Annotated in this window: 28 protein-coding genes; 14 read left to right on the forward strand and 14 right to left on the reverse strand. The window is 72.8% G+C overall.

What is annotated here, in order from left to right:
- Nucleotides 1-333: 333 nt before the first annotated feature.
- The 5 genes from AC07F3_RS08465 to AC07F3_RS08485 all read left to right on the forward strand — a co-directional run bounded on the left by AC07F3_RS08465 (nt 334) and on the right by AC07F3_RS08485 (nt 3,745).
- A complete protein-coding gene (locus AC07F3_RS08465; RefSeq protein ID WP_479111693.1) occupies nt 334-657 on the forward strand; it encodes a hypothetical protein in 324 nt (107 codons plus the stop codon).
- Between the two features lie 254 nt (nt 658-911).
- Nucleotides 912-1,232 (forward strand): hypothetical protein, encoded by a 321-nt coding sequence (locus AC07F3_RS08470; RefSeq protein WP_479111695.1) that lies wholly within the window; start codon nt 912-914, stop codon nt 1,230-1,232.
- Between the two features lie 326 nt (nt 1,233-1,558).
- Nucleotides 1,559-1,753 carry a hypothetical protein gene (locus tag AC07F3_RS08475; protein ID WP_147267279.1) on the forward strand — a complete coding sequence of 65 codons (195 nt, stop codon included), beginning with the start codon at nt 1,559-1,561 and terminating at the stop codon, nt 1,751-1,753.
- The gene (locus AC07F3_RS08480) at nt 1,746-2,471 is read left to right on the forward strand and encodes a hypothetical protein (protein ID WP_479111697.1); all 726 of its coding nucleotides are present in this window, start codon (nt 1,746-1,748) and stop codon (nt 2,469-2,471) included. Before AC07F3_RS08475 ends, AC07F3_RS08480 begins: the two co-directional genes overlap by 8 nt.
- Nucleotides 2,468-3,745, forward strand: a complete 1,278-nt coding sequence (locus AC07F3_RS08485) for a sensor histidine kinase (protein WP_479111699.1) — start codon at nt 2,468-2,470, stop codon at nt 3,743-3,745. Before AC07F3_RS08480 ends, AC07F3_RS08485 begins: the two co-directional genes overlap by 4 nt.
- A gap of 12 nt (nt 3,746-3,757) precedes the next feature.
- Here AC07F3_RS08485 and AC07F3_RS08490 read toward each other — a convergent pair whose 3' ends face one another.
- A complete protein-coding gene (locus tag AC07F3_RS08490) occupies nt 3,758-4,090 on the reverse strand; it encodes a MazG-like family protein (protein WP_479111700.1) in 333 nt (110 codons plus the stop codon).
- Nucleotides 4,091-4,226: 136 nt separating this feature from the next.
- Between AC07F3_RS08490 and AC07F3_RS08495 the strand changes: the two genes are divergently transcribed.
- Nucleotides 4,227-4,550, forward strand: coding sequence for a nuclear transport factor 2 family protein (locus tag AC07F3_RS08495; protein WP_479111702.1), 324 nt, complete (start codon nt 4,227-4,229; stop codon nt 4,548-4,550).
- 29 nt (nt 4,551-4,579) lie between these two features.
- Here the strand turns inward: AC07F3_RS08495 and AC07F3_RS08500 are convergent, their stop codons facing one another.
- Both AC07F3_RS08500 and AC07F3_RS08505 read right to left on the reverse strand, forming a co-directional pair.
- Nucleotides 4,580-5,458, reverse strand: coding sequence for a PhzF family phenazine biosynthesis protein (locus tag AC07F3_RS08500; RefSeq protein ID WP_479111704.1), 879 nt, complete (start codon nt 5,456-5,458; stop codon nt 4,580-4,582).
- 94 nt (nt 5,459-5,552) lie between these two features.
- The gene (locus AC07F3_RS08505) at nt 5,553-6,314 is read right to left on the reverse strand and encodes an SDR family oxidoreductase (RefSeq protein WP_479111706.1); all 762 of its coding nucleotides are present in this window, start codon (nt 6,312-6,314) and stop codon (nt 5,553-5,555) included.
- A 186-nt stretch (nt 6,315-6,500) separates the two neighbouring features.
- On the opposite strand from AC07F3_RS08505, the gene AC07F3_RS08510 reads away from it, so the two are divergent.
- A complete protein-coding gene (locus AC07F3_RS08510; protein ID WP_479111708.1) occupies nt 6,501-7,829 on the forward strand; it encodes a Bcr/CflA family multidrug efflux MFS transporter in 1,329 nt (442 codons plus the stop codon).
- Nucleotides 7,830-7,838: 9 nt separating this feature from the next.
- Nucleotides 7,839-8,858 carry a small ribosomal subunit Rsm22 family protein gene (locus tag AC07F3_RS08515; protein WP_479111710.1) on the forward strand — a complete coding sequence of 340 codons (1,020 nt, stop codon included), beginning with the start codon at nt 7,839-7,841 and terminating at the stop codon, nt 8,856-8,858.
- A 28-nt stretch (nt 8,859-8,886) separates the two neighbouring features.
- On the opposite strand, the gene ddaH is transcribed toward AC07F3_RS08515, so the two are convergent.
- On the reverse strand, nt 8,887-9,786 hold the full coding sequence (gene ddaH, locus AC07F3_RS08520) for a dimethylargininase (RefSeq protein WP_479111712.1): 900 nt from the start codon (nt 9,784-9,786) through the stop codon (nt 8,887-8,889).
- A gap of 344 nt (nt 9,787-10,130) precedes the next feature.
- On the opposite strand from ddaH, the gene AC07F3_RS08525 reads away from it, so the two are divergent.
- The gene (locus AC07F3_RS08525) at nt 10,131-10,868 is read left to right on the forward strand and encodes a bifunctional DNA primase/polymerase (RefSeq protein ID WP_479111714.1); all 738 of its coding nucleotides are present in this window, start codon (nt 10,131-10,133) and stop codon (nt 10,866-10,868) included.
- Nucleotides 10,869-11,089: 221 nt separating this feature from the next.
- On the opposite strand, the gene AC07F3_RS08530 is transcribed toward AC07F3_RS08525, so the two are convergent.
- Genes AC07F3_RS08530 through efeO form a run of 4 tightly spaced genes read right to left on the reverse strand, consistent with a single transcriptional unit; the run spans nt 11,090 to nt 15,367 of the window.
- Nucleotides 11,090-12,061: an SCO2278 family lipoprotein gene (locus AC07F3_RS08530; protein ID WP_479111948.1), complete on the reverse strand. Its 972-nt coding sequence runs from the start codon at nt 12,059-12,061 to the stop codon at nt 11,090-11,092.
- Complete coding sequence (efeU, locus tag AC07F3_RS08535) at nt 11,949-12,923, reverse strand: iron uptake transporter permease EfeU (protein WP_479111716.1); 975 nt, start codon at nt 12,921-12,923, stop codon at nt 11,949-11,951. Before efeU ends, AC07F3_RS08530 begins: the two co-directional genes overlap by 113 nt.
- A 9-nt stretch (nt 12,924-12,932) precedes the next feature.
- Entirely contained in the window at nt 12,933-14,195 is a 1,263-nt protein-coding gene (gene efeB / locus AC07F3_RS08540; protein WP_479111717.1) for an iron uptake transporter deferrochelatase/peroxidase subunit, read from the reverse strand.
- Nucleotides 14,196-14,221: 26 nt separating this feature from the next.
- The gene (gene efeO, locus AC07F3_RS08545) at nt 14,222-15,367 is read right to left on the reverse strand and encodes an iron uptake system protein EfeO (protein WP_479111719.1); all 1,146 of its coding nucleotides are present in this window, start codon (nt 15,365-15,367) and stop codon (nt 14,222-14,224) included.
- A gap of 191 nt (nt 15,368-15,558) precedes the next feature.
- Between efeO and AC07F3_RS08550 the strand changes: the two genes are divergently transcribed.
- The gene (locus AC07F3_RS08550) at nt 15,559-16,263 is read left to right on the forward strand and encodes a PhzF family phenazine biosynthesis protein (RefSeq protein WP_479111721.1); all 705 of its coding nucleotides are present in this window, start codon (nt 15,559-15,561) and stop codon (nt 16,261-16,263) included.
- Here the strand turns inward: AC07F3_RS08550 and AC07F3_RS08555 are convergent.
- Together AC07F3_RS08555 and map are read right to left on the reverse strand one after the other, a co-directional pair.
- Nucleotides 16,253-16,915, reverse strand: coding sequence for a biliverdin-producing heme oxygenase (locus AC07F3_RS08555; RefSeq protein WP_479111723.1), 663 nt, complete (start codon nt 16,913-16,915; stop codon nt 16,253-16,255). The genes AC07F3_RS08550 and AC07F3_RS08555 overlap by 11 nt on opposite strands.
- 155 nt (nt 16,916-17,070) lie before the next feature.
- Complete coding sequence (map, locus tag AC07F3_RS08560) at nt 17,071-17,940, reverse strand: type I methionyl aminopeptidase (RefSeq protein WP_479111725.1); 870 nt, start codon at nt 17,938-17,940, stop codon at nt 17,071-17,073.
- A 76-nt stretch (nt 17,941-18,016) separates the two neighbouring features.
- Here map and AC07F3_RS08565 point away from each other — a divergent pair, with 76 nt between their 5' ends.
- On the forward strand, nt 18,017-18,247 hold the full coding sequence (locus AC07F3_RS08565; RefSeq protein WP_479111727.1) for a hypothetical protein: 231 nt from the start codon (nt 18,017-18,019) through the stop codon (nt 18,245-18,247).
- 21 nt (nt 18,248-18,268) lie between these two features.
- Here AC07F3_RS08565 and AC07F3_RS08570 read toward each other — a convergent pair whose 3' ends face one another.
- Entirely contained in the window at nt 18,269-18,871 is a 603-nt protein-coding gene (locus tag AC07F3_RS08570; protein WP_114035561.1) for a hypothetical protein, read from the reverse strand.
- A gap of 93 nt (nt 18,872-18,964) precedes the next feature.
- Between AC07F3_RS08570 and npdG the strand changes: the two genes are divergently transcribed.
- Both npdG and AC07F3_RS08580 read left to right on the forward strand, forming a co-directional pair.
- On the forward strand, nt 18,965-19,678 hold the full coding sequence (npdG, locus tag AC07F3_RS08575; RefSeq protein ID WP_479111729.1) for an NADPH-dependent F420 reductase: 714 nt from the start codon (nt 18,965-18,967) through the stop codon (nt 19,676-19,678).
- Nucleotides 19,679-19,791: 113 nt separating this feature from the next.
- The gene (locus tag AC07F3_RS08580; RefSeq protein WP_189389198.1) at nt 19,792-19,968 is read left to right on the forward strand and encodes a hypothetical protein; all 177 of its coding nucleotides are present in this window, start codon (nt 19,792-19,794) and stop codon (nt 19,966-19,968) included.
- On the opposite strand, the gene AC07F3_RS08585 is transcribed toward AC07F3_RS08580, so the two are convergent.
- Nucleotides 19,952-20,755, reverse strand: a complete 804-nt coding sequence (locus tag AC07F3_RS08585; protein ID WP_479111731.1) for a site-2 protease family protein — start codon at nt 20,753-20,755, stop codon at nt 19,952-19,954. The two genes, AC07F3_RS08580 and AC07F3_RS08585, sit on opposite strands and share 17 nt — an antisense overlap.
- 139 nt (nt 20,756-20,894) lie before the next feature.
- Between AC07F3_RS08585 and AC07F3_RS08590 the strand changes: the two genes are divergently transcribed.
- Entirely contained in the window at nt 20,895-24,182 is a 3,288-nt protein-coding gene (locus AC07F3_RS08590) for an AfsR/SARP family transcriptional regulator (RefSeq protein ID WP_479111733.1), read from the forward strand.
- Nucleotides 24,183-24,195: 13 nt separating this feature from the next.
- Here the strand turns inward: AC07F3_RS08590 and AC07F3_RS08595 are convergent, their stop codons facing one another.
- Nucleotides 24,196-25,050 (reverse strand): ABC transporter permease, encoded by an 855-nt coding sequence (locus AC07F3_RS08595; protein WP_479111735.1) that lies wholly within the window; start codon nt 25,048-25,050, stop codon nt 24,196-24,198.
- Nucleotides 25,047-26,084, reverse strand: a complete 1,038-nt coding sequence (locus tag AC07F3_RS08600; protein WP_479111737.1) for an ATP-binding cassette domain-containing protein — start codon at nt 26,082-26,084, stop codon at nt 25,047-25,049. Before AC07F3_RS08600 ends, AC07F3_RS08595 begins: the two co-directional genes overlap by 4 nt.
- Nucleotides 26,085-26,190: the final 106 nt, after the last annotated feature.

Raw genomic sequence — 26,190 nt, forward strand, 5'->3', positions numbered from 1 at the left:
AGGGACGGCCTGCAGCGGTCCAGGAATTTCCCCGAGAGCAGGAAGACGGCGGCCCTGGCCTTCCAGCGGAGCCAGCGCGCGGCTGTCGAGGAAGGTAGGAACCCCTCCCTCCACCGGGCCCGGAGCACCACGAGCACGACACCGAAGATCAGCGACTACGTCGAGAAGTTCCTGTCACGGCGTGAAGGCCGTCAGGGAACCGTCGAGTCCTATGGCTACCGTTGGATACCGTCTGAGAGGGCACGTTGTTCCGGAACTCGGCTCAAGGCCGGTCGGCGAGGTGAAGCGGGGAGAGCACTGGGATTTCTTCACGGCCTTGAAGAGCCGGGGGGAATGTCCGACACCACCTGTTCCGGCGTGAAGAAGGCACTGTCGGCCATGCTCTCCACGGCCGTGGAGGACGGGTATCTGGAGGGCAACCCGGTCCCGGGTATCCGGTTGCCAAAGGGAACCGGCCGAGGCGTGCGGCTGACCTGGCAGTACGTGGTCGCTCTGGCCGATGAGATCGTTCCCCGGTACCAGATCCAGATCTGGTTCGGCTCTCTGCAAGCTCTGCGTGCCATGGAAGCCGCCGGAGTCCGCCGTACCGACATGGAGACGGTTCCAGGACACCAACTGATCGAAGAACAACGGCAGCACGGAAAGGCCGTCCGCTGAAGACCGACGCGAGCCGTGCGCCACTCGCCGTCGGTTCCTTCCTGCGCGACGAGGACGAGAGGCATCTCGCGCGATGGAGAGCACCCTTGCGGCCCGCAGCCCTGCGTAGGCGCGAGCGGCGGGGGCTGCCACCGATCCCGGCGGAGTGCAGCGACCTGGTCACAGTGACCCGTTACTGGACGCCCGTGCGGGAGAGCGCCTTGTGCCGGGAGTTCGACCTGGCCAAGCAATGAGCCCGCGCACGGGGGATTTCGGTGCCGGAGAACGCGACCCTCAGGGACCTGCGTCACTTCGCCGACGCCGTGCTGGTGGCGTCGGGGCTGGAGCCGCGCAAGGTACAGGCACGCATGCGGCACGCCCGGCTCGCCGAGACCCTGGAAACCTACGGCTACCTGGTATGGGAGGTGGACTGGGAGCACGCACCGGCCTCCTTCGAGGAGCTGTTCGGCATCACCGCACCTCCCGGTCTGCCGGAGGCCGCCCTGAAGCCCAGAGCCGAACGGGTGACTCATGGCGCGAGCGCACCCGGGTCTGAACGGCATCCACAGCCCAGCGTGTACACCGACTGTCAGTGACATTGCCAGGCCGGGCCTTCGGGGTAGTGCACGCGTTGTGCATCGCGGTCCTCCCAACCTGACATATGTGTAGGTCATCGGGATCTCGACAGAGCACTCGACAGTCCCCGGCGTACAGCCCGACTCGTCTGCCCCACCCCCTTCCCCTGGCCGCCAACCCGGTCTGACCTGCCAGTATCACTCCAGGTGTCCGCTCGCTCATCCTCCGTGTGGCGCAACGCGCCCGGCGGTCGTAGCGTGATTCGCGGTACCGAACGCAGGACCGTGCTCCATCGAGACGGCCGCGGTGCCGCACACGTCGACTCGGGGACACGAGGTGAAACGCCGTGCCTTCCCTTCACTTTCCCGTGATGCTGGCGCTCGCAGCGGGCGCCTTCTTCCTCTGCCACAAAGGTGGCACCAAGCTGTCCCACGCGCTGGTCTGCGCCGGGTTCGGCTTCTATCTCGCCGATACGGCGGTCGCCCCCTCGCTGCACACCGCGCTCAACTCGGTCACCGGCATGCTCGGACAGCTTGGCTGAGCACGCGGGCTCCCGCCGCCCCGCCCGGTGGCTCCTCCTGGCCGGCTGCCTCGTCGCCGCACTGACGGGCTGCGCGGACACGGAGGGGCTGCACCGGGACGGGGTGGCGGCGAGCGTCGCCCCGCCGGAGCCGCTGTGGCCCGACGCCGTCCCTTCACCGCCCGGCCCCGAGCAGCAGCGCGGCCGGCCCTTCGCCGTGCCCGGTGTGGCCCGGGTGGGCTCCGGCGACATGCGGGACGCCGATCCGCTCGCCGTGGTCAAGGCCGACCTCACCGCCACCGAGCGCGAGGACCAGGGCACCGGCCGCCTGGTGGACCGCCGGGCCGCCGAGCGGGTCGCCCACTGCGCGCGGGCCGCCGACTGCGGGATGCGCGAGCCGGTGCTGCGGGACCTGACCGGCGACGGCCGCGCCGAGCTGATCACCGCCGTCGACATCGACGGCCGCGCCAGTGAGATGCGGGTCTACCACGTGGTCGACTCCGTGGTCACCCGGGTGTTCTCGCGGCGCGCCGTCCTCGAAGGCGTCGAACTCGCCGCAGGCCACCTCGCCATCCGCGAACCCACCTCCAACGACCGCTTCGTGTACGTCTCGCACTACGGCTGGGACGGCCGCATGATGGCGCTCATCGAGCTCAAGCTCGACACCTGCCGCGCCCTCAAGCAGACCTCCGGCATCCCCTGCCTGCCGCCGTCGCCCACGCCGGGCGGCCGCTCGTGACCGGCCGGTTCGAGCGGGTGCGGCCGGGCTGGACGTACGGCCTGCGCTGCAAGATCGTGCTCACCGTGGCCGGGGTGGCCTGCGCGGTCGCCGCGATCCTCGGGGTCCTGGTGCACAACGTGCTGACCCGGCAGCGGGTGGAGGAGGTCCGCAAGGAGGCGCGGCAGAGTCTGGACGGCGCGCTCAAGGAGTACGCGTACGGCACCGAGACCACCGACGGGCACGGCGCCGTCCTCGACCCGGTCGAACTCCCGCCCCCGCTGCGGAAGTTGGCGCTCGGCGGCGAGCGCGGGCTGATGGTGGGCGAGCAGGGCGGCGGCGCGGTCATGTGGGCGGCGGCCCCGGCAGGCGGGCGGGTGCTCGCCGTGTCCGTCCCGTACGCGAGCACCCGGGACCACCTGCGCCAGATGGACACCGCCATCCTCGGCTCCGCGCTCCTCGCGGCGGGCAGCGTCACGCTCGCCGGTACGTATTTCGCCGGGCGGATCAGCCGCAGGCTGCGCCGTACCGCCACCGTGGCGCGCCGGATCACCGACGGCGACCTCGATGTGCGCACCGGCATCCCGCCCGGCGGCAAGGCCGCCGAACACGACGCGGTGACGGCGGTCGCGGTCGCCCTGGACTCGATGGCCGCCTCCCTGCAACGGCGGCTGGAGTCGGAGAAGCGGTTCACCGCCGACGTCGCGCACGAACTGCGCACCCCGCTGACCGGCATGCTCGCCGCCGCCGGGCTGCTGCCCGAGGGCCGCCCCAAAGAGATGATCAACGACCGGCTCAAGGCGCTGCACACCCTCACCGAGGACCTCCTGGAGATCTCCCGGCTCGACGCGGGAGCCGAACAACCGGACCTCGCCGACCACGAGTTGGGCCCACTGGCGCAGCGCGCGGTACGCGCCACCGGCCTCGACTGCGCGGTACGCGTCCTGCGCGACGCCACCGTGCGCACCGACCGGCGGCGCCTCGACCGGATCATCGCCAACCTCGTCGTCAACGCCCACCGGCACGGCGCGCCCCCGGTGGACCTCACCGTGGACGGCCCCGTCGTGGAGCTCCGCGACCACGGTCCCGGCTACCCCGCCGACCTCATCGACCGCGGCCCCCAGCGCTTCCGCACCGGCGATCCGGGGCGCGGCAAGGGGCACGGGCTCGGCCTCACGATCGCGGTGGGCCAGGCCGAGGTGCTCGGCATCGACCTGCGCCTCTCCAATGCCGCGACGGGCGGGGCGGTCACGACGCTGCGGCTGCCCGCGGCCGGGGCGGGCCCGGCGCCTTGACGGGCCGCGGGATCAGCCGCCGCCGAGTGAGCGCCGGGCCACCTTGGTGAGATGGTCGTCGAAGACGCGGCCCGCGTCCGGGGTCAGGGTGGTCAGCGCGACCATCGCCGTCACGATCACGTCGCACAGCTCGGACTGGACGTCCTGCCAGCTGTGCGAGACGCCCTTGCGGGGGTTCTGGCCGGTCGCCCCGATGACGGCCTCGGCGACCTCGCCCACCTCCTCCGACAGCTTGAGCATCCGGAGCAGGGTCTGCTGCTCGGGCGGCAGGGGGCTCCGCTCGGTCAGCCAGGCGTGCAGGGCGGTGACCGTGGGCCAGGGGGAGTTCCAGGAGGTGTCGTCCATGGGCCCACCGTGCCATCCGGCAGCGCCCCGGTGGCGGCCCGGGTCCGGCTGGGGTGTCCTGGGGGATGAATCGTTCGTACGCTCCGGGCCGACCCGCGCGAGACGGACCGGCCCGCACCGACCGGGAGACAAGACCGTGACCATCGCCCTCGACAAGCTGACCGAACCGGCCGTCCGCGCCTTCGTCGGCGCCCTCAACTCCGGTGACCGCGACGCCTTCGCCGCCGCCCTGGCCCCCGGGGCCACGATGTCCGACGACGGTTCGGACCGCGATGTCGCCGACTGGACCGAGCGCGAGATCTTCTCCTCGGGCGGCCACATGGACATCGAGAAGCAGACGCACGACGGCCTCGGTCTGGTCGCCAACTACCGCAACGACACCTGGGGCGAGATGCGCACCTCCTGGCGCTTCACCGTCGACGGCGGCAAGGTCAGCCGCTTCGAGACCGGGCAGGCCTGACCCCCGGGTGAACCCGCCCGGTCACCGGGTCACGCCGGGATGCGGGCCCCCGCGCCGCTCACCCGCACCCGGGCGTCGCCCGCGCGCAGCGTCACGGTGAGCACCCCGGGGCGGCCGAGGTCCTCGCCCTGGTGGAGGGTCAGCACCGACTCGGCGGGCACCAGGCCGAGTTCCCGCGCGTACGCGCCGAACGCGGCCGCCGCGGCTCCCGTCGCCGGGTCCTCCACGACCCCGCCGACCGGGAACGGGTCGCGGACGTGGAAGACCGACTCCGAGGCCCGCCAAACCAGTTGGACGGTGATGAGGTCGAGCCGCCGCATCAGCGCCGTGAGCCGGTCGAAGTCGTAGGAGAGGCGGGCCAGGCGCTCGCGGGTGGCCGCGCCGAGCACGAGGTGGCGGGCCCCGGCGAAGGCGATCCCCGGCACGATCGCGGCGTCGAGGTCTCCGGCGGACCAGTCCAGGGCGGCCAGCGCCTCGGCGAGGTCCTTCTCGCCGACGGGCTCGGAGTGCGGCTCGACGCTGGTCAGGGTGGCGCGCAGGCCGCCGCTCGCCGGGTCCTCTGCGACGGTCACCGGGACGGTGCCCGCCCGGGTCGCGAAGACCAGCTCCCCGGTGCCGATCCGCTCGCCGAGCGCGATCGCCGTCGCCACGGTGGCGTGCCCGCAGAACGGCACCTCCGCCTTCGGGCTGAAGTACCGCAGCGTGAACGCCCGCCCCGGCTCGCCGAGCCCCTCCGGCGGCGCGGTCAGGAACGCCGACTCGCTGTAGTTGAGTTCGGCGGCGATCGCCAGCATGGCCGCGTCGTCGAGTCCCGAGGCGTCCAGGACGACGCCGGCCGGATTGCCCCCCAGGGGGTCGGCCGAGAAGGCGGTGTAGCGGAGGACCTCGGGCTGCGCGTCGTTCGTCATGATCGCCTCAACTCCCGCCCCGGTCGGGCTATTCCGGGCGGGGGAGCGGCCCGGCGGCCCGGCGGTCCGTCGGGGCTGCGAAGGCGGCCGGGGGTCAGCCCCGCCCGATGTACGGCATCGTCGTGGCCAGCACCGTGGCGAACTGGACGTTCGCCTCCAGCGGGAGCTCCGCCATGTGCAGCACCGTGCGCGCCACGTCCCGCGCGTCCATCACCGGCTCCACCGCCAACTCGCCGTTGGCCTGCGGGATTCCGGTCCGCATCCGCTGCGTCATGTCGGTCGCCGCGTTGCCGATGTCGATCTGCCCGACGGCGATCCGGTACGGCCGCCCGTCCAGGGACAGCGACTTGGTGAGCCCGGTCATCGCGTGCTTCGTCGCCGTGTAGGCCACCGAGTCGGGCCGCGGCGCGTGCGCCGAGATGGACCCGTTGTTGATGATCCGGCCGCCCTGCGGCGCCTGCTCCTTCATGGTCCGGTACGCGGCCTGCGCGCACAGGAACGCGCCGGTCAGGTTCACGTCGACCACCGAGCGCCACGCCTCGTACGACAGGTCCTCGACCGGCACCCCGCCCGGCCCGAACGTCCCCGCGTTGTTGAACAGCAGGTCCACCCGGCCGTGTGCGGAGCGCGCCGCGGCGAACAGCGCGGCCACCTCGTCGGGGGAGGTCACGTCCGTGGGCACGCACAGCACGCGGGCCTGCGCCCCGGCCAGTGCCGCGGTCTCCTCCAGGGCCCCGGCGCGGCGCCCGGCCAGGGTCACCGACCAGCCCGCGTCGGCCAGCTCCAGCGCCACGGAACGGCCGATGCCGGACCCGGCACCGGTCACGACGGCAGACTTCTGCGAGGTGATGTCCATGAGCCCGGAGCGTACGGGAGCGGCCAGTGCGTGAGACGGCCCGTCCGCGATGTGGGAGCCGCGTGCCGCCCGCGGGCCGTGTCCCGGTGTGACCCGTTCCTCCTTTCCCGTTCCTCCCGAGTGGTCCCGTCGGCGGGGTCCGACTGAGAACATGGTTCTTCGATTCAACTTTCAGGAGAGAAACCGATGGCGGAGCGCGGCGGCCAGGACACCCAGGGCCCCATATCGACCACGGCCGGCGCGACGGCCTCGCGCGCGGTGGCCACCGCCGCCGTCCGGCGCACCAGCCTCCTGGTCACGCTCGTGCTCGGCGGGCTCACCGCGCTCCCGCCGCTCTCCATGGACATGTACCTCCCGGCCCTGCCCGAGGTCACCGACGCGCTGCGCTCGCCCGCCGCGACCGTCCAGCTCACCCTCACCGCGTGCCTGGCCGGGATGGCGCTCGGCCAGCTCGTGGTCGGGCCGATGAGCGACAAGTGGGGACGCCGCCGCCCCCTCCTCGTCGGCATGGTCGTGTACGTCCTGGCCACCGCGGTCTGCGCCTTCGCGCCGAACGTCGAACTCCTCATCGGCTTCCGGCTGTTGCAGGGCCTGGCCGGGGCCGCGGGCATCGTGATCGCCCGCGCCGTGGTGCGCGATCTGTACGACGGCGTGGAGATGGCCCGCTTCTTCTCCACCCTGATGCTGATCTCGGGGGTCGCCCCGGTGGTGGCCCCGCTCATCGGCGGACAGGTGCTGCGGCTGACCGACTGGCGCGGCGTCTTCGCCGTGCTGACCGTGATCGGCGTGCTGCTCACCGCGGTGGTGTGGAAGTTCCTGCACGAGACGCTCCCGGCGGAGCGCCGCCACGCGGGCGGCGTCGGGGAGGCCCTGCGCACCATGGGCGGCCTGCTCAAGGACCGGGTCTTCACCGGCTACATGCTCGCGGGCGGCCTCGCCTTCGCCGCGCTGTTCGCCTACATTTCGGCGTCGCCCTTCGTGGTGCAGGAGATCTACGGGGCCTCACCCCAGACGTTCTCCCTGCTGTTCGGGCTGAACTCCGTCGGCCTGGTCGTCGTCGGCCAGATCAACGGCAAGCTCCTCATCGGCCGGGTCAGCCTGGACAAGGCGCTCGGCTTCGGCCTGGCCGTCATCACGCTGGCGGCGACGGCGCTGCTGCTCATGACGTCCGGCGTGTTCGGCGAGGTGGGCCTCGCGCCCGTCGCGGCCGGTCTCTTCGTGCTGATGTCGGCGATGGGCCTCGCCATGCCCAACACCAACGCCCAGGCCCTGATGCGCACCCCGAACGCCGCGGGCTCCGCCTCCGCGCTGCTCGGCACGTCCTCCTTCCTGGTCGGCGCGGTCGCCTCCCCGCTGGTCGGCATCGCCGGGGAGGCCACCGCCGTGCCCATGGCCGTGGTGCAGCTCGCCTCGGCCGTCGCCGCCCTGCTCTGCTTCCTGCTCCTGTGCCGGCCCTGGCAGCGCGCGGCCGGGCCCGCCACGGCGGCGGCCGGTGCGGCGGCGCGGCAAAAGTAGACTCCCCCGGTGAACCACTCCCTCCCCACCCCGGACGTCCTGCGCTCGGCCCTGGCCGGACTGCTCGACGGGCTGCCGCCCTCACAGGCCGCGGGAGCCGTCGAGCGGCTGATCAGCCACTACCGCGGCGTCGTCCCCACCCACGCCCCGGTGCTGCGCGACCGCTCCGACGTCGCCGCCTACGCCGCGTACCGGATGCCCGCCACCTTCGAGGCGGTGCGCTCCGCGCTCGGCGCGTTCCGGGACGCGGCCGGGGCCTGGACTCCCGCCACCCACACCGACATCGGCGGCGGCACGGGCGCCGCAAGCTGGGCGGTCGCCGAGGCCTGGGAGGACGCCGGGACCCCCGTCGCCACCACCGTCCTGGACTGGGCGGAGCCCGCGCTCGCCGTCGGCCGCGAACTCGCCGAGGCCTCCGGGCTCCCCGGCCTGCGCGCCGCCCGCTGGGAGCGCGCCCGCATCGGTACGGCCCTCGCCCTGGAGGACGCCGACCTCGTCACCGTCAGTTACGTCCTGAACGAGCTCACCCCCGAGGACCGGCGCTCCCTGGTGGACGCGGCGGCCCGCGCCGCGACCGGCGCCGTCGTCATCGTGGAGCCCGGCACCCCCGACGGCTACGCCCGGATCATCGAGGCCCGCGACCGGCTCGTCGCGGCCGGACTGCGCATCGCCGCGCCCTGCCCGCACAGCGCCGCCTGCCCCATCGAGCCCGGCACCGACTGGTGCCACTTCTCGGCCCGGGTCAGCCGCTCCTCGCTGCACCGCCAGGTCAAGGGCGGCTCACTGGCGTACGAGGACGAGAAGTTCAGCTACGTCGTCGCCACGCGCTTCCTCCCCGAGCCCGCGGGAGCCCGGGTCGTCCGGAAGCCGCAGATCCGCAAGGGGCTGGTGCTGCTCGACCTGTGCACCGCCGAGGAGCAGCTGCGCCGCGAGACGGTCAGCAAACGGCACGGCGCGCTGTACCGGGCGGCCCGGGACGCCGAATGGGGCGACCCCTGGCCGCCCCACCCCGCCGCGCCCATCTCCTAGTCGGCGACTCCTGACCAGGGACTCCTGGTCAGGGACGCAGCTCCTGGGTGCAGCACTTCACGCTGCCGCCTCCCTTGAGCAGCTCGCCCAGGTCCATGCCGATCGGCTCGTAGCCACGGGACCGCAGCGGGTCGAACAGGCCGACGGCGCCCTGCGGGAGCAGCACGTGGCGTCCGTCGCTGACCGCGTTGAGCCCGAGGGCGGCCGCGTCCGGCTCCTCGGCGATCAGCGCGTGCGGAAACAGCCGGGACAGCACCGCCCGGCTGCCGGGGGAGAAGGCCGCCGGGTAGTACATGATCTCGTCGGCCGCGTCGTCCAGGACGCACAGCGCGGTGTCCAGGTGGTAGTAGCGGGGGTCGACCAGATCGAGGCCGATGACCGGGCGGCCGAAGAACTCCTGGGCCTCGTCGTGCGACAGCGGGCTGGACCGGAAGCCGCGACCGGCCAGCACGTACGAGTGCGTGACCGCGAAGTCGCCCTCGCCCTCGTTGATGTGCGAGGGCTCGTGCACGGTGTCGAAGCCGTGCGTACGGAACCAGTCGAGGTGGACCTCCGCCTCCGCCGCGCGTTCGGGGTGGGCGAAGCGGGCGCCGAGCACCCGGCCGTCGATCACGGTGGCGCCGTTGGCGGCGAAGACCATGTCCGGCAGGTCGGGGCGGGGGTCGAGCAGCTCGACGGTGTGGCCGAGCGAGCGGTAGCGGTCGCGCAGGTCCTCCCACTGGGCCAGGGCCAGCGGCAGGTCGACCGGCTTCTCGGGGTCCATCCACGGATTGATGGAGTACGTGACCTTGAAGTGTGCCGGTGGGCACATCAGATAGCGCCGGGGTCGGGCGGTTCTCGGGGTACGGAGGTCACGGGCTTCACGAGGCAATGAGGGCTCCTCACGGGCGACTTGGGCTGCGCGGGCGCACAACCGAGTGCAGCCCATGGTCCGCCGTGCGGGGCGTCCGCGCAGTGAACCGTCCGGGTGTTTTTCGGCTGGCTCGTTCGGTTCATGTGTGCGCCCCCGCCCCTTCCGCCCCCGTACGCCACCGCGTCGGCTCACGCACCGGCCCGCCCGTCCGTGCCGCCCGGCACCGCCCGGAGCCGGTGCGCGACCGCCTCGCACCGGTCACCCGGAGGCCCCCCGTTGGTCATGGGCGGGTCATGTCACACACCCCGGATGTCCGGTGCGGTCACCCGGGGAGCAGGATGGTGGGACGATGTTCCTCGTGGACACGAGTCCCTTGTGGCGACGAGTCCCTCGGGGTCGACGGTGAGGTGAGGGGATAGATGGGCGCTGAGTTCGGCCGTTCCCGCGGCGAGGAGAGCAAACTGTCCCGCTGGCTGCGCAGGCGGCCCAAGGACGCTCCGGGCGCGGACCAGGGCCGGCTCGGGCTGCTCCTGGCCGTGGCCGCGGCGGGCCTGCCCCTCGCGCCCGCCGCCCACCCCGTCGGCTACCGGTGTTCCTGTGAGCGCGTCGGGTGTCCCACGCCCGCCCGCCACCCCGTCTCCTTCGCCTGGCAGACGCAGTCGACCACCGACCGCGCGCAGATCGAGCGCTGGGCGCTCGGGCAGCCGGAGGCCAACTTCATCACCGCGACCGGCATGGTCCACGACGTGCTCGACGTGCCGCTCGAAGCGGGCCGCGAGGCGCTGGCCCGGCTGCTGTCCGAGGGCGTCGAGATCGGCCCCGTCGCCGAGGCCGCCGGGGACGGGGACCACGGGCGGATGCTGTTCTTCACCGCGACCCGGGGTACGCCCGAGGACGAGGACGAGTGGTGGCCCTGCGAGCTGGACTGCCACCCCGAGACGATGGACGAGCACCCGGGGCTGCGCTGGCACTGCCGGGGAAGCTACGTCCTCGTGCCGCCCGCGCGGCTGCCGGGGGAGCTGGAGGTCGGCTGGGTGCGGGGTCCGGAGCACGCGCTTCCCGATCCGCTCACGCTCCTTGAGGCGCTGACGGACGCGTGTGCGCGGTACGCGGGCGAGACGGGCTCCCACGCGGTGGCCTGGCCCCTGGGCCGCTAGCCCCCCACCCCCTGGGGCTCCGCCCCAGACCCCGTTCGCGCCTGAACGGCGCTCGTCCTCAAACTCCCCCAAGGCCTTAAGGGCCAGGGGGGACCCCCATGACGGGCTGAAGATGCCCATGCAGGCCAGCCCCAATGCCGCCAAGGGGCGCGGGGAACTGCGCGATCGGCCACGGACGGCGTGCAGACGAAGGGCGCGCTCCGGGAGGGCCGGGGGTGGGGCTATTCGCCCTTCAGCCCCACGAGGCCCTGCACACGGTTCGCCACCACGACCCGCCCCTGCGCAGGCACCAGCGCCAGCTCGTTGGAGATCCACTCCCTGGTCAGGGAGGACTTCACCTCGCCGGACATCAGGGCCTTCTCGTCGGGCGAGATGTCCAGACGGACCCCCTTCGCCGCGGTCTGGCGCTCGAAGTGGCGGGCCGCGAAGAAGACCAGCGCGCGGTTGTCGGCGGTACGCAGGCCCAGCGGGGCGAAGTCGCCCTCGTTCAGGGGCTGGTCGAGGAACTGGCTGATCCGGCCGGACCGTACCGCGTTCTTCTGGCGGGCCTCGCGCCAGCCACTGGTGTGCTCCCCGTCCGCGAACACGGGCGGTCTGCCGTCCTGGAGGTAGGAGGCGTAGTCCGCGCTCAGGTCCTTGGGGGCGACCGCGAGCGAGGGGTCGTCGGGGCGCACCGGCTCGGCCCAGCCGTCCTTGTCCGTCTTGAAGGCCGGGACGTCCTTGACGCCCAGGATCGAGAGGTACGCCAGCTTCCACCCCTGCTGCGGGCCGCCGCGTATGAAGAGCAGCAGCCAGCGGGTGTCGTTCGGGCCCTTGTCGTCCTGGTCGCGGTTGGAGTCGGTGTCGGCGACGAACCAGCGCGGCCAGCCGGCCTGCCTGGGGATCGTGTACTTGGCGTCGGTCAGGGTCAGGTCCGAGTGCCGCGGGTTGCCGCCCGGGCTCGTCACATGGCGGGCGGTGAACCCCGCCTGGGTGGTGGCGCCGAACGCGCCGGTGACCCGGCCCGCGTCGAGGGCCGGGTCGTACGCCTTGTCGGCCTTGTTGTAGGCGTCGGTGAACGCGGTGAGCGCCTCGGCGGCCTCAGCCTTCGTCGCCGACGGTACGACTTCCCGCTCCCCGTGCACCGTCACGCAGCCGCTTGCGGTCACCGTCAGTACGGTCGCCGTCGCGAGCCCCGCCGTCAGCCGACTCACCCTGCTCATGAACCGCCTTCTGCCCCTCGACCCTCGTAGCCCCCACGGACTTCCGGAACCCTACCGGGGCGAAGAAGAACACGAGCGTGGGGACCAGGTACAGGGCCCAGACCACGACCTGGACGACGGTCGGGTCGGGCTGGAAGTTGAAGACGCCCTTGAGGAGCGTGCCGTACCAGCTGTCCGGCGGGATGGCCGAACTGATGTCGAACGCCAGGGAGTTGATGCCCGGCAGGAAGTCGGCCTCCTGGAGGTCGTGCACCCCGTAGGCGAGGACGCCGGCCGCGACGACCACCAGCATGCCGCCGGTCCACGTGAAGAACTTCGCCAGGTTGATCTTCAGGGCGCCGCGGTAGAACAGCCAGCCGAGGAACACCGCGGTGGCGAGGCCGAGCAGGGCGCCGATCATCGGCTGGAAGGTGCCGTTCTCGGAACCGGCCGCGTGCACCGAGGTCCACACGAACAGCGCGGTCTCCAGGCCCTCCCGGCCGACCGCGAGGAACGCCGTGGCCACCAGCGCGCCGGTGCCCATCCGCAGGGCGGAGTCGAGCTTGCCCTGGAGCTCGGTCTTCAGGTGCCGCGCGGTGCGCCGCATCCAGAACACCATCCAGGTGACCAGGCCGACGGCGATGATCGACAGCGAACCGCCGAGCGCCTCCTGGGCCTTGAAGGTCATCTCCTGGGAGCCGAACTCCAGGCCCGCGCCGAACGCGAACGCCACGCCGACGGCCACCGCCACGCCGATCCACACCGGCTTGAGGGCGTCCCGGCGGCCGGTCTTCACCAGGTACGCGACCAGGATGCACACGACCAGGCTGGCTTCGAGCCCCTCGCGCAGGCCGATCAGATAGTTGGCGAACATGTCTTCCTCTCAGCCGAAGAGTCCCCGGCCCCACCAGTCGTCCTTGTCCCGGACGCCCGGCGGGACCGCGAAAATCGCCGAACCCACGTGCTGGATGTATTCGTTGAGCGCGTCGTGGCGGGCCAGGGCGCGCTGGATCGGCAGGAAGCCCTTGCGGACGTCCCGCTGGTAGGCCAGGAAGAACAGGCCCGCGTCCAGGCGGCCGAGGCCGTCCGTGCCGTCCGTGAAGGAGTAGCCGCGGCGCAGGATCCGGGCCCCGCCGTTGGAGTCGGGGTGCGCGAGGCGGACGTGGGCGGTCGGCTTCATCGCCTTCAGGAACGGCTCGTCGCGCTCCTTGGCCTTGCCGACCGGGGCGCCCTCGCCCTTGTCGCGGCCGAACACGTCCTCCTGCTCCTGGAGCGAGGTGCGGTCCCAGGTCTCGATGTGCATCCGGATGCGGCGGGCCACCAGGTAGGAGCCGCCCGTCATCCAGTCGCCGCCGTCCTTGGCGCCGACCCACACGTGCTCGTCGAGGGCCTTGTCGTCGGTGCCCGAGACGTTCCGGGTGCCGTCCTTGAAGCCCATCATGTTGCGCGGGGTCTGCGCGTCCGGCGTCGTCGAGGACGTCTTGCCGAAGCCGAGCTGGGACCAGCGGATGGCGACCTTGCCCATGCCGATGCGGGCCAGGTTGCGGATCGCGTGCACCGCGACCTGCGGGTCGTCCGCGCAGGCCTGCACGCACAGGTCGCCGCCGCTGCGCGCCGGGTCGAGGTTGTCGCCGGGGAACTGCTCGATGTCGACCAGCGCCTCGGGCCGCCTGGACTCCAGGCCGAAGCGGTCCTTGGCGAAGAGCGAGGGGCCGACGCCGAAGGTCAGGGTGAGCCGGGACGGCTTGAGGCCGAGCGCCTCGCCGGTGTCGTCCGGCGGCGCCTCGGCGAGACCGCCGTAGGCGCCCTCGCCGACCGGCTTGCCCTCGGTCATCGCGGCGGCGGCCGCCGTCCAGTCCTTGAGGAGCCGGACGAGTTCGGCCCGGTCCTTCGTCGTCACGTCGAACGCGGCGAAGTGCAGCCGGTCCTGGACGGCGGTGGCGATGCCGGCCTGGTGGGCGCCGTGGAAGGGCACTGCCGCCCCCGAGTCGGCGGCGGGCACCGCGTCGCCCCCGCCGCCCTTGACGACGGCCACGGCGCCGCCGGCCGCGGCCGCGCCCAGCGCGAGCCCCGCGCCGCCCCAGCCGAGCAGCGCCCGGCGCGAGGGGGACCGGCCGGGTTCGGTGACCTCGGTCGTTTCGCTCATGACGGATCTCCTCCTGGCTCCGGCCGTTACTTCGTGACCGCGGCGGCGAGCTTCGACAGCGGCTCGGCGAGCGCGTTCACCGTGTCGGAGAGCTGCTTGCGGTCGCCCGCGCCGACCTTGTCGTACGCGGTGAAGTCGTAGGAGTTCTTGTCCGTGCGGTACTTGTCGAGCAGCGTGTTCAGGGCCGCGAACTGCTTGTCCAGCTCGCTGGCGAGGGCCGGGTCGTTCTTCGAGGCGACCGGCTTGAGCAGCTCGTACGCCTTCTGCGCGCCCTCGACGTTGCCCTTGAAGTCGGACAGGTCGGTGTGGCTGTAGCGGTCCTCCTCACCGGTGATCTTCCCGGTGGCGACCTCGTCGAGGAGCTCCTTGGCGCCGTTGGCCATCGAGGTCGGGGTGATCTCGGCGGTGCCGACCCGCTTCTGCCAGTCGGCCAGGTCCTTGTCCAGCTCGGTGGCGAGGTCCTTCTCGTCCTGGCCGATCTTCCCGTCGGTCCAGAGCGACTTCTCCAGGCGGTGCCAGCCGGTCCACTTCTGGCCCTTCTCCAGGCCGTCCTCGCGGGTGTCGGTCTTCGGGTCGATGTCGCCGAAGGACTCCGCGACCGGCTCGGTGCGCTCCCAGCCCAGGCGCGAGGGCGCGAACGCCTTCTTCGCCGCCTCCACGTCGCCGGCCCGCACCGCGTCGGTGAAGACCTTGACCTTGGGCAGCGTCTCGTCGGCCTGCTCCTGCGCGTACTTGCGGTACTCGGCGACGGCCGTGTCGAGCTGCGGGTTGCGCTGGGCGGCGGTGCCGCCGGTGACGGTGACCTTCTGGCGGATGCCGTCGCCCTTCATGCCCGGCTTGCAGGCGACCTCGTACGAACCGGCCTTGACCTCGGCGGTCAGCTGCTGCTTGAGGCCGGGGCCGATGTTCTCGCGCTCGGCGACGATGCGGTCGTCGGGGAAGAGGACGTAGACCTCGGTGACCTTGGAGCCCTTGTTCTCGATGTCGAACTTGACGTGCCCGGCGGGGAACTCGGTCTTCGACAGCTTGCAGGTGCTGTCGGTGGCGGTCACCTGGACCGCGTCCCCGGCGCCGCCGGACTTGGCGCCGCTCTTCTCGGCGCAGCCCGTGACGGCGGTCAGGGCCGCCACGGCAGCGGCGGCGGTGACTACGGAGGTACGGACGGGTCGCATGCGGGCTCCACGCTGGGTCAGGGTCGAACGGGTCGACTGAGGCGAACCTAACTTAACCGAGCCTTACCTCACCGATACCCGCGGGGTGCGTGATTCAGCTCTCACCGGTCACGGCCGGATCACGGATCGCGCCGGGCGGGGGTCGCACCCCGGCCCCGGATCCCGGCCCGGTCTGCTGCTTCAATGCGTGCGTGAGTGAACTCGACGTACTGATCGACGTCCTCCGGGTCTTCTGCGGACCCGACGGCGGGCACGGCAACGCCCTCGGGGTGGTGCGCGAAGGAACGGCCGTGCCCGACGGGGCGGCCCGGCAGGAGCTCGCGCGTCGACTCGGCTTCAGCGAGACCGTGTTCGTGGACGACCCCGAGCGCGGCACCGTCGAGATCTACACCCCCGGGCTGCGCCTCCCGTTCGCCGGGCACCCCTTGGTCGGCACCTCCTGGCTGCTCGACCTGGACGTCCTCGAACTGCCGGTGGGAGACGTCTTCGCCCGCCAGGACGGCGAGTTCAGCTGGATCACCGCCCGCGCCGCGTGGGCGCCGCCGCGCACCCTGCGGCAGTACGCCTCGGCCGCCGAGGTCGAGGCGCTCGCGGTCCCGGAGCCGGGGGAGTGGGTGTACGCGTGGGGCTGGGAGGACGAGGCGGCCGGGCGGGTGCGGGCGCGGGGCTTCCCCGGGCGCGGCGACGGCATCGACGAGGACGAGGCCACCGGAGCCGCCGCCCTGCTGCTCACCCACCAGCTGGGCCGGGCCCTGAACATCACCCAGGGCAGGGGCTCCCAGCTCCTGACGGCGCCCGGCCCCGACGACACGATCGAGCTCGGGGGCAGGGTGCGGCTGGAACGCTGTCTGACCGGGGGCGGCCGCCCGGGCCTCACGGGCGGCGTCAGGCGCTGAGCGGGAACTCTTCGCCCAGCTCCCTGAACACGGCCGTGTTCAGGGCGAAGGCCCGCTTGCACTCGTCGACGATCCGCTGCTTCTCCAGGTCGTCCGCGCGCACCCGGTCGAGCAGGTCGCGGTAACTCCGCTTGAACGTGGCCGGGTTGGGGATCTGCTCGAAGACGTAGAAGCGGACGCCGTCGCCCTTGCGCGCGAAGCCCCAGGTGCGCTCCGCCTTGTCGCGGATGATCTGGCCGCCCGACAGGTCGCCCAGATAGCGCGTGTAGTGGTGCGCCACGTATCCGCCGGGCCAGGTGCGGGCGCATTCGGTGACGCGTGCGGCGTACGCGGCCGTCGAGGGCAGCGGGGTGGCGGCGCGTCGCCAGTCGGCGCCGCGCAGATGGGCCAGGTCCCGCTCCAGCGCGGCGGTGCGCATCAGCTCCGGCCGGATGAACGCCCCCGCCAGAGGGTCCTGGGCGAGCGCCGAAGCGCCCTCCTCCAGGGCCCGGTAGACGAACCAGAGCTGCTCGGTGTAGCGGGCGTACGCCTCCACCCCGAGCCGGCCGCCGAGCAGGTCGCCCATGAACGTCGTCGTCTCCGCCTCCGTGTGCTGCTCGTGCGAGGCCGTGCGGATGAGGGTGGAGAACGGCGTGGTCGCGGTCGTCGTCAAGGCGTGCCTCCGGGGACCGAGGGGTGCGGGAACCAGCGGGATCGTCTCAACTTAGGTATACCTAAGTCAACTGGTTCCCGACGTCCTGTCGGTAAAAACGTACCCGCTGGGCCTCGGCGGGACACGTGTTCCGGGAAAACGCCGCCCGGGCGCGGTCACGGCAGGGTGAGGATCTCCGCGCCCGTCTCCGTGACCACCAGCGTGTGCTCGAACTGGGCCGTGCGCCTGCGGTCCTTGGTGACGACCGTCCAGCCGTCCTCCCACAGGTCGTACTCGTGGGTGCCCAGGGTCAGCATGGGCTCGATCGTGAAGGTCATCCCCGGCTTGATCACGGTGGTCGCGTGCGGAGCGTCGTAGTGCGGCACGATCAGGCCGGAGTGGAAGGCCGTGCTGATCCCGTGGCCCGTGAAGTCGCGGACGACGCCGTAGCCGAAGCGCTTGGCGTACGACTCGATGACCCGGCCGATGATGTTGATCTGGCGGCCCGGCCGGACCGCCTTGATCGCGCGGTTCAGGGACTCCCGGGTCCGCTCGACGAGCAGCTTCGACTCCTCGTCGACGTCGCCGCAGAAGTAGGTGGCGTTGTTGTCGCCGTGCACGCCGCCGATGTACGCCGTGACGTCCAGGTTCACGATGTCGCCGTCCTTGAGGACGGTCGAGTCGGGGATGCCGTGGCAGATGACCTCGTTGACCGAGGAGCACAGCGACTTGGGGAAGCCGCGGTAGCCGAGCGTCGAGGGGTAGGCGCCGTGGTCGCACATGAACTCGTGGGCGACCCGGTCGAGCTCGTCCGTGGTCACCCCCGGCGCGATGTGCTTGGCCGCCTCCTCCATCGCCTGCGCCGCGATCCGCCCCGCGATCCGCATCAGCTCGATGGTTTCGGCGGACTGCACCTCGGGGCCGGTGTACGGCGTGGGCATGGGCTTCCCGACGTACTCGGGGCGCGGGATGCGACCCGGTACGGAACGGGCCGGAGAGATCTCCCCGGGCACGAGCAGGGACTGCGACTTCGGCTGGCCAGACATGCCGGCGAGTCTATCGAGCGGGTGTGGGGCAGCATGGCCTTGAGGCCCCGGCCATCGTCCCAGGGAAGAGGCACACATGGCTCTGTTCAAGAAGCGCACGGTCGGCAAACCCGGTGAGTGGTTCTACTGCCTGGTCCACCACAAGGTCGAGGAGGGCCCCGAGTGCCCGGCCAAGGACCGCTTCGGCCCGTACGCGACCCGTGAGGAGGCCGAGCACGCGATGCAGAGCGCGCAGGAGCGGAACCTGGAGTGGGAGAACGACCCGAAGTGGCACGACAAGTCCGCCCGCGCGGACGGCGAGGAGTGAGCAGCGGCCGCCCCCGGGCGGCTACCAGCGGCCCGGCGGCGGCGCCGTCAGCTGGTCGGCGAGCCGGCCGAGCCGGTCGCGGAAGCGGCGCGGGCCGCGCTGCGGGGGCAGGGTGTTCTCGCCCGCGGCGGCGCTGACCAGGTGCTGCACGGTGTCCAGGTCGAGTTCCGCGTCCGGCGGCACGGTCAGCGACTCGTGGACCAGGCCCCGCACCTCGCGGTCGCCGCCGTCCAGGGCGAGCACCGTGGCCCCCGCCCGGCGCGCGTCGTGGACGCGTTCGAGCAGGCCGTCGGCGGGCCGCTCCGGCGCCACCACGAGCAGGGTCTCGCCGCGCCGCGCCGCCTCCAGGCGGCCGAGCCCGACCGACAGGTGCGGCGGCCCGCCCGGCTCGGTGCGGTGCCGCACCAGGGTCGGGCTCAGCTCCGGCAGCCCCGACCAGGCCGCCTCGTCGGTGAGGTGGGCGGCCAGGTGCCACGGCTCGTAGCGCTCGGTGCCGACCAGGAGCAGCCCGCCGCCGTGCGGCACGACGGAGGAGCGCAGCACCCCCGCGAAACGGCGGGTGGCCCGCAGCCACTCCGTCCCGGCGAGCACTTCCCGCAGCAGCGCGACCCGTACGGCGTCCATGCCCGCAGGGTGCCCCACGGCGCGCCGGGCCGGGGGCGGAACCGGGCTTCGTCATCCGAACGAAGGCCCGCTACGGCCGAGTAAGGTCGGGCCATGACTTCCACTGACAACGCCGGTACCGCTGCCAAGCCCGCCGCGAAGGACCCCTGGGAGCTTCCGGACGTCTCCGGTCTCGTCGTCGGCGTGCTCGGCGGCACCGGGGACCAGGGCCGCGGCCTCGCCTACCGGCTCGCCCGGGCGGGCCAGAAGGTGATCATCGGCTCGCGGGCCGCGGAGCGGGCCCGGACCGCCGCCGAGGAGCTCGGCCTCGGCGTCGAGGGCGCCGACAACGCCGAGTGCGCGCGGCGCAGCGACATCGTGATCGTGGCGGTGCCGTGGGACGGCCACGCCAAGACGCTGGAGTCGCTGCGCGAGGAGCTGGCCGGAAAGCTCGTCGTCGACTGCGTCAACCCGCTCGGCTTCGACAAGCAGGGCGCCTATGCCCTCAAGCCCGAGGAGGGCAGCGCCGCCCAGCAGGCCGCCGCCCTGCTGCCGGACTCCCGGGTGACGGCGGCCTTCCACCACCTCTCGGCGGTGCTGCTCCAGGACGCCTCGGTCGAGGAGATCGACACCGACGTGATGGTGCTCGGCGAGGCCCGCGCCGACACCGACCTCGTCCAGGCGCTGGCCGGGCGGATCCCCGGCATGCGGGGCGTCTTCGCCGGGCGGCTGCGCAATGCTCACCAGGTGGAGTCGCTCGTCGCCAACCTCATCTCGGTGAACCGCCGCTACAAGGCCCACGCGGGGCTGCGCGTCACCGACGTCTGAGGACGCCCGGGCATGGTGGACACTGGACGGGCGGGCGCCGCGGCGCCCGCCCGTCCGCACCCGTGCGGCAGCAGCACCGAAGCAGCCGAAGTACCCGACAGGAGCCGACCTCCATGCCCCGCCTCGCTCTGTACGCCCTCGTCGTCTGTGTCCTCGCCGTCGTCGCGGCCGTGGTCTCCTTCGTCCAGGGCAGCTGGCTCGGAATCGTCTGGGTGCTGCTCGTCGGGCTCTCGTCCAACATGACCTGGTACTACCTGCGCAGGGGCCGCGCCGCTAGCCCTGCGGAGTGAGCGAGAGGCTCGGCAGGTCCGGCCAGAACTGGTAGAGGCTGCGGCCGGTGGCCGCGTCCACGTCGGACACCCCGAGCGCGTCCAGAAGCACGTAGATCAGCCGGAAGAACTCCTGGTTGATCTGCGGGACCCAGAGCAGCGCGAACACCGCGAGCAGGCCGAACTGCGCGAACGGCTCGACCTGGCGCCGCGCCGAGTGCGACAGCCACGGCTCGATGATCCCGTACCCGTCAAGACCCGGCACCGGCAGGAAGTTCAGGACCGCCGCCGTCACCTGGAGCAGGGCCAGGAAGGCCAGCGCGTGGCGGAAGTCGTCGGGCACGCCGTCGAGCGCGTGCAGCCAGAACGGGGCCGTGCACACGAGCCCGAACAGGACGTTCGTGAGCGGGCCCGCCGCCGAGATCAGGCTGTGCTTCCAGCGGCCCCGGATCCGGCCCCGCTCGATGAAGACGGCGCCGCCGGGCAGGCCGATGCCGCCCAGGATCACGAAGATCACCGGCAGCACGATCGACAGCAGCGCGTGGGTGTACTTCAGCGGGTTCAGCGTGAGGTAGCCCTTGGCGCCGACCGTGATGTCCCCGCCGTGCAGCGCGGTGCGGGCGTGCGCGTACTCGTGCAGGCACAGCGAGACGACCCACGCGGACGTCACGAACAGGAACACCGCGAGGCCGCGCGACGAGGCGTAACTCGTCCACACCGCCCACCCGGAGACCGCCATGACGGCGACGATCCCGAGGAAGACCGGGCTGATCCGCCGGTCGTGGTGGCGGGAGGTCGCTGTGGTCATGCCGTGGGCTCCAGTGCTGGTGGGACGGTGGTGCGGGACGCGCCCGACCGTACAGGGGCTGAGCGTCAAACGTCTCGGCAACCGGCGGGAGTTCCGGGGCCCGGGCCCCGGCCCGCGCCGCGTCGATGAGAATGGGGGCGTGCGCTACCGGATTCTCGGCAACACCCAGGTCCACCACCTCGACGGCGGCCCCGTCGCCCTCGGCGGTGCGCGGCTGCGCGCGCTCCTGACGGTGCTGGCGCTGCGGCCGGGCCGGGCCGCCCCCGTGAGCGTGCTCGTCGACGACGTGTGGGGGGACGAACCACCCGCCGACGCCCCGGCCGCGCTCCAGGCCCTGGTCGGCCGGCTGCGCCGGGCGCTCGGCCACGACGCGGTGTTCTCCGCGGAGAGCGGCGGATACGGGCTCGCCGCCGAGGCCGACGACATCGACCTGCACCGCTTCGAGCGGCTCACCGCCGACGGCGCACGTGCCCTGGAGGAGGGCGACCCGGCCAAGGCGGCCGCCCTGCTCGACGACGCGCTCGGGCTGTGGGCGGGACCGGCCCTCGCGGACCTGCCCGACCCCGGCCCCCGCGCCGCCCGCGCCGAGGCCCGCAGGCTCGACGCCCGGCGGCTCCGGCTCGCCGCCGCCGTCGCGCTCGGCCGCGCCGAGGAGACCCTGGCCGAGCTGGGCGCGCTGTGCGCGAGCCATCCGCTCGACGAGCCGCTGCACGCCCTGCGCATCCGCGCGCTGCGGGCCGCGGGCCGCCCGGCCGAGGCGCTGGCCGCGTACGAGAGCGTACGCACCACGCTCGCCGAGGAGCTCGGCGCCGACCCCGGGCCCGAACTCCGCGCCATCCACGCCGAGTTGCTGAACCCCGTCCCGCCGCCCGCGCCCGTGCGGGGCAATCTGCGGGCCCGCCTCACCTCCTTCGTCGGGCGCACCGCCGAGCTCGCGGACATCCGGGCCGACCTCGAAACGGCCCGTCTCGTCACCCTGCTCGGGCCCGGCGGGGCCGGCAAGACCCGGCTCTCGCAGGAGGCAGCCGAGGGCGTCGCGCCGAACTGGCCGGACGGGGTGTGGCTGGCCGAACTCGCGCCCGTGGACGACCCGGCCGGGGTGCCCGCCGCCGTGCTCACCGCCGTCGGCGCCCGCAAGACCGTGCTGCACGCGGCCGGCGCCGAGGAGCTCAGGGCCGCCGACCCGCGCGCGGGCGACCCCGTGGTCCGGCTCGCCGAACACTGCGCGCCGCGCCGCATGCTGCTGCTCCTGGACAACTGCGAGCACGTGATCGGCGCCGCCGCCGAACTCGCCGAGTACCTCCTGGCCCGCTGCCCGGGACTGGTCGTCCTCGCCACCAGCCGCGAACCCCTGGGCGTGCCGGGCGAGTTGGTCCGCCCCGTGGAACCGCTGCCCGCCCCCTTCGCGCTGCGGCTGCTCGCCGAGCGGGGCGCCGCGGCCCGGCCCGGGTTCCGCGTCGAGGACGACCCGGAGGCCGCCGCCGAGATCTGCCGCCGCCTGGACGGGCTCCCGCTCGCCATCGAACTGGCCGCGGCCCGCCTGCGCATGCTGACGCCACGTCAGATCGCGGACCGCCTGGACGACCGCTTCCGCCTCCTCACCAGCGGGAGCCGCACCGTACTGCCCCGCCAGCAGACCCTGCGGGCCGTCGTCGACTGGTCCTGGGAGCTCCTGGAGGAGCCCGAACGCGCGGTGCTCGGACGGCTCTCCGTCTTCGCGGGCGGCTGCGACCTGGCGGCGGCCGAGGAGGTGTGCGCCGAGGAGGGCGCGTCCGGGGGAGTGGGGGCCGCGGAAGTCGCCGGCGTCCTCGGCTCGCTCGTCGACAAGTCGCTGGTGGTGGCCGCGCCCGACACCGGCGGCGAGATGCGCTACCGGCTGCTCGAAACCGTCTCCGAGTACGCCATGGAGCGGCTCGACGACGCGGGGGACCGGGCCGCCGCCGAGCGGCGCCACCTCACCCACTACCGCGAACTCGCCCGCCGCACCGACGCCGATCTGCGCGGCCCCCGGCAGCGGGCCGCGATCGACACCTTCGAGCGGGAGTCCGAGAACCTGCGCACCGCGCTGCGCCGCTGTGTGGCGCTCCGCGACGAGCAGGAGGCGCTCTGCCTGGTGCACGCGCTGCTCTGGTACTGGAACATGCGCGACCTGCGGGCCGAGTCGCGGTACTGGGCCTACGAGGCCGCGGCCCTGGGGCCCGACCCGTTCGCGGAGCCCGTGGTGCCCGCGCCCCCGGTCTTCACCCGCTGCACGGACACCCCGCCGCCGCTCGACCCGGAGGTGCTCCAGGAGGCGCGGCGCGGGGTGCGGCTGGTCCAACTGGCCTCCATGGACCACGAGATGGACCAGTGGACCACCCCCGAGGCCCTCGAACGGCTCCGCGCGATCGCCTCCGCCTACCGCCCGGGCCTGCCGCAGACCTGCCGGATGCCGGGCTCGCTCTGGTTCTTCCCGGTGGTGCTCACCGGGGACCACGCCCGTTTGCAGGAGGTCCTCGACGTGACCGTGCGGACCTGCGAGGAGCTCGGTGACGAGTGGGAGCTGGCCGCCGCGCTCCAGATGCGCGCCAACATCCTGGCCAACCGGACCGAATGGGCCGGTGACGCGAGGGCCGACGCGGACGCCAGCCTCCTGCTGTTCCAGCGCCTCGGGGACGCCTGGGGCGCGGCCGAGGCGCTGGGGGCCAGGGGCGAGGCGCGGGAGAAGCGGGGCGAGTTCGGCCTGGCCGCGGAGGACTTCACCACCGCCCTCCAGTACGCCGAGCAGCTCGGCGCCCAGGCCCAGGTGACGCTGTTGCGGGCGAGGCTGGCCGCCATGCTGCTGGAGATGGGGGAGGCCGAGCGGGGTGAGGCCATGCTGCGCGAGGTCCTTGCCCAGGGGAACCGGGAGGGCATCGAGGCGCGGCCCGCGGCCCGGCTCTTCCTCACCATGTGGCTGGGCCGCACCGGCCGGATCGACGAGGCGCGCGAGCAGGTCGAGATGATGCTGGCCGAGTTCACCGCCGCCAACCTCGTCCTGTTCGAGGGGTTCGCCCTGGGCGTGCGCGCCTGGCTGGACAACGAGCAGGGCCGCTTCGCGGAGGGGCTCGCCGGGGCGCGGATCGCGGTCGACCGGGCCCAGGCGCCGGTCTCGAAGATGGTCGCGCCCGAGATGTTCGCCGTGCACATGCTCACCGCGGCCCGCGCGATCGCCGGACTCGGCGGCGAGGAGAACCTCCTGGACGCGGCCCGGCTGGTCGGCGCCCACGACGCGCTGCTCCCGGCGGGCCACTTCATGGCGCCCGTCCAGGCCGCCGAACGGACCGAGGCCGAGCTGGCCCTGCGCGCAGCGCTCGACGACGCGGCGTACGAGGCCGCGTACGCGGAGGGCGGTGGCCTCCGGGTCGAGGAGGCCACCGCCCTCGTGCGGCGCGATCGCAAGAGCTGACGAGTCGTCAGGATCAGGTGCGCTTGCGGAACTTGGCGACGGCCAGCGGGGCCATCACCACGGTGATCCCCGCCGACCAGGCCAGCGTCATCAGCGCGGAGTGGGCGACCGGGCCGCCGATCATCAGGCCGCGGGCCGCGTCGGCCAGGTTGGACAGCGGGTTGTAGTCGGTGAAGGACTGCAACCAGCCCGGCATGGTGGTCGGCTTGGCGAAGATGGACGAGCCGAACTGCAGCGGCATCAGCACGAGCATGGCCACTCCCTGGACGGCCTGGGCCGTCTTCATGGTGAGTCCCAGCAGGATGAAGATCCACATCAGCGAGGCGCCGAACAGGAGCGACAGGCCGATGGCGGCGAACAGGGCGAGCACCGAGGTGTGGATGGTGAGGCCGAGGATGAACCCCATGGTCAGCAGGATGGTGACGGCGACCAGCATGCGGCCGACCTCGACCAGCATCTTGGCGATGAGGACGGAGGACCGGGCGATCGGCATCGTCCGGAAGCGGTCCATCACCCCCTTCTTGAAGTCGTCGTTGACGCCGGTCCCGACCGCCATGGCGATGTTCAGGCCCATCATCGCCATCAGGCCGGGGATCAGGTAGTCGACGTAGGCGCCCTGGTTGCCGCTGCCGAACATCGCGCCGCCGAAGACGTACACGAACAGCAGCGTGAAGATGATCGGCATCAGGACGGCGTCGAACATCGACTCCGGGTCGGCCTTGATCTGGAGCATGTTGCGGCGCGCCAGCGCGCCGATGTGGCGCAGGTTCGCGCGCAGCCCGATCCGTACGTCGTCGGACCCGGCGGGCGGCCGCGGGCGCGAAGGGGACGGCTGCACGGGCGCGTCGACAGTGGTGGTGGTGCTCATGCCGCGACCTCCTCGGTCTCACGGTGGGCGTCCTGGGCGTCGGCGGTCTTCTGGCCGGTGATGGCCAGGAACACCTCGTCCAGGCTGGGCAGATGGGTGCCTATGTGGGCGATGCCGAAGCCGCGCGCCCCCAACAGGCCGACCACGGCGGTCAGTTGCTCGTCGCTGAGGATCGGCACGTTGAGCACGCCCTCGTCGGGGACGACCTGGGTGCCGGACACGCCGTCCAGGCCCGCCTCGGTGACGGCCCGCGCCATGGCGCCCAGCTGGTCCGCGTCGGCCGGGCGGATCTGGAGCGTGCGGCCGCCGACCTTCGCCTTCAGCTCGTTGACCCCGCCGTTGGCGATGACCTTGCCGCGGTCGACGACCGTCAGCTCGCCCGCCAGCTGCTCGGCCTCCTCCATGTACTGCGTGGTGAGCAGCACCGTGGCGCCCTCGGCGACCATCCGGCGCACCTCGTCCCACACCTCGTTGCGGGTGCGCGGGTCCAGGCCCGTGGTCGGCTCGTCCAGGTAGAGGACCGCGGGGTGGCCGATCATGGAGGCGGCCAGGTCGAGCCGGCGGCGCATGCCGCCCGAGTAGGTCATCGCGGGCCGCTTGGCGGCGTCCGTGAGCGAGAACCGCTCCAGGAGCTCGTCGGCGCGCCCCCGGGCGTCCTTGCGGGACAGGTCGAGCAGCCGGCCGATCATGTACAGGTTCTCGCGGCCGGAGAGCTTCTCGTCGACCGAGGCGTACTGCCCGGTCAGGCCGATGGTGCGGCGCAGCTGGCGGGGCTGCTTCACCACGTCGTAACCGGCGACGGTGGCGGTGCCCGCGTCCGGCACGAGCAGGGTGGACAGGCAGCGTACGAGTGTGGTCTTGCCGGCGCCGTTCGGTCCGAGGACACCGAGCACGGTGCCTTCGCGGACGTCCAGGTCGACGCCGTCCAGCGCCTTGGTGTCGCCGAAGTGCTTCACCAGCCCCCGTACGGAGACGGCGATTCCGGCGGCCGCGCCGGTCCTGCCGCTCATGGGGTTCTTGTCGATTCGCGTCATGGACACCAAGGTGCCAGGGGCCACCGACAATCCACCGACAGAGCACCGACAGGGCGGGGACGGGCCGCGGGCGGGCCGCCGACAGCCTGTCGGCAGCCCGGGGCAC

Source organism: Streptomyces sp. NPDC045846 (genome assembly GCF_056431605.1).

Coding starts and splice junctions, on each gene's coding strand:
- AC07F3_RS08465 (WP_479111693.1), top strand. CDS start 334: ATGTCCGACACCACCTGTTCCGGCGTGAAGAAGGCACTGTCGGCCATG.
- AC07F3_RS08490 (WP_479111700.1), bottom strand. CDS start 4,090: ATGGACGACACCTCCTGGAACTCCCCCTGGCCCACGGTCACCGCCCTG.
- AC07F3_RS08500 (WP_479111704.1), bottom strand. CDS start 5,458: ATGACGAACGACGCGCAGCCCGAGGTCCTCCGCTACACCGCCTTCTCG.
- AC07F3_RS08505 (WP_479111706.1), bottom strand. CDS start 6,314: ATGGACATCACCTCGCAGAAGTCTGCCGTCGTGACCGGTGCCGGGTCC.
- AC07F3_RS08510 (WP_479111708.1), top strand. CDS start 6,501: ATGGCGGAGCGCGGCGGCCAGGACACCCAGGGCCCCATATCGACCACG.
- ddaH (WP_479111712.1), bottom strand. CDS start 9,786: ATGGGCTGCACTCGGTTGTGCGCCCGCGCAGCCCAAGTCGCCCGTGAG.
- AC07F3_RS08525 (WP_479111714.1), top strand. CDS start 10,131: ATGGGCGCTGAGTTCGGCCGTTCCCGCGGCGAGGAGAGCAAACTGTCC.
- efeU (WP_479111716.1), bottom strand. CDS start 12,923: ATGTTCGCCAACTATCTGATCGGCCTGCGCGAGGGGCTCGAAGCCAGC.
- efeB (WP_479111717.1), bottom strand. CDS start 14,195: ATGAGCGAAACGACCGAGGTCACCGAACCCGGCCGGTCCCCCTCGCGC.
- efeO (WP_479111719.1), bottom strand. CDS start 15,367: ATGCGACCCGTCCGTACCTCCGTAGTCACCGCCGCCGCTGCCGTGGCG.
- map (WP_479111725.1), bottom strand. CDS start 17,940: ATGTCTGGCCAGCCGAAGTCGCAGTCCCTGCTCGTGCCCGGGGAGATC.
- AC07F3_RS08565 (WP_479111727.1), top strand. CDS start 18,017: ATGGCTCTGTTCAAGAAGCGCACGGTCGGCAAACCCGGTGAGTGGTTC.
- AC07F3_RS08570 (WP_114035561.1), bottom strand. CDS start 18,871: ATGGACGCCGTACGGGTCGCGCTGCTGCGGGAAGTGCTCGCCGGGACG.
- npdG (WP_479111729.1), top strand. CDS start 18,965: ATGACTTCCACTGACAACGCCGGTACCGCTGCCAAGCCCGCCGCGAAG.
- AC07F3_RS08580 (WP_189389198.1), top strand. CDS start 19,792: ATGCCCCGCCTCGCTCTGTACGCCCTCGTCGTCTGTGTCCTCGCCGTC.
- AC07F3_RS08585 (WP_479111731.1), bottom strand. CDS start 20,755: ATGACCACAGCGACCTCCCGCCACCACGACCGGCGGATCAGCCCGGTC.
- AC07F3_RS08595 (WP_479111735.1), bottom strand. CDS start 25,050: ATGAGCACCACCACCACTGTCGACGCGCCCGTGCAGCCGTCCCCTTCG.
- AC07F3_RS08600 (WP_479111737.1), bottom strand. CDS start 26,084: ATGACGCGAATCGACAAGAACCCCATGAGCGGCAGGACCGGCGCGGCC.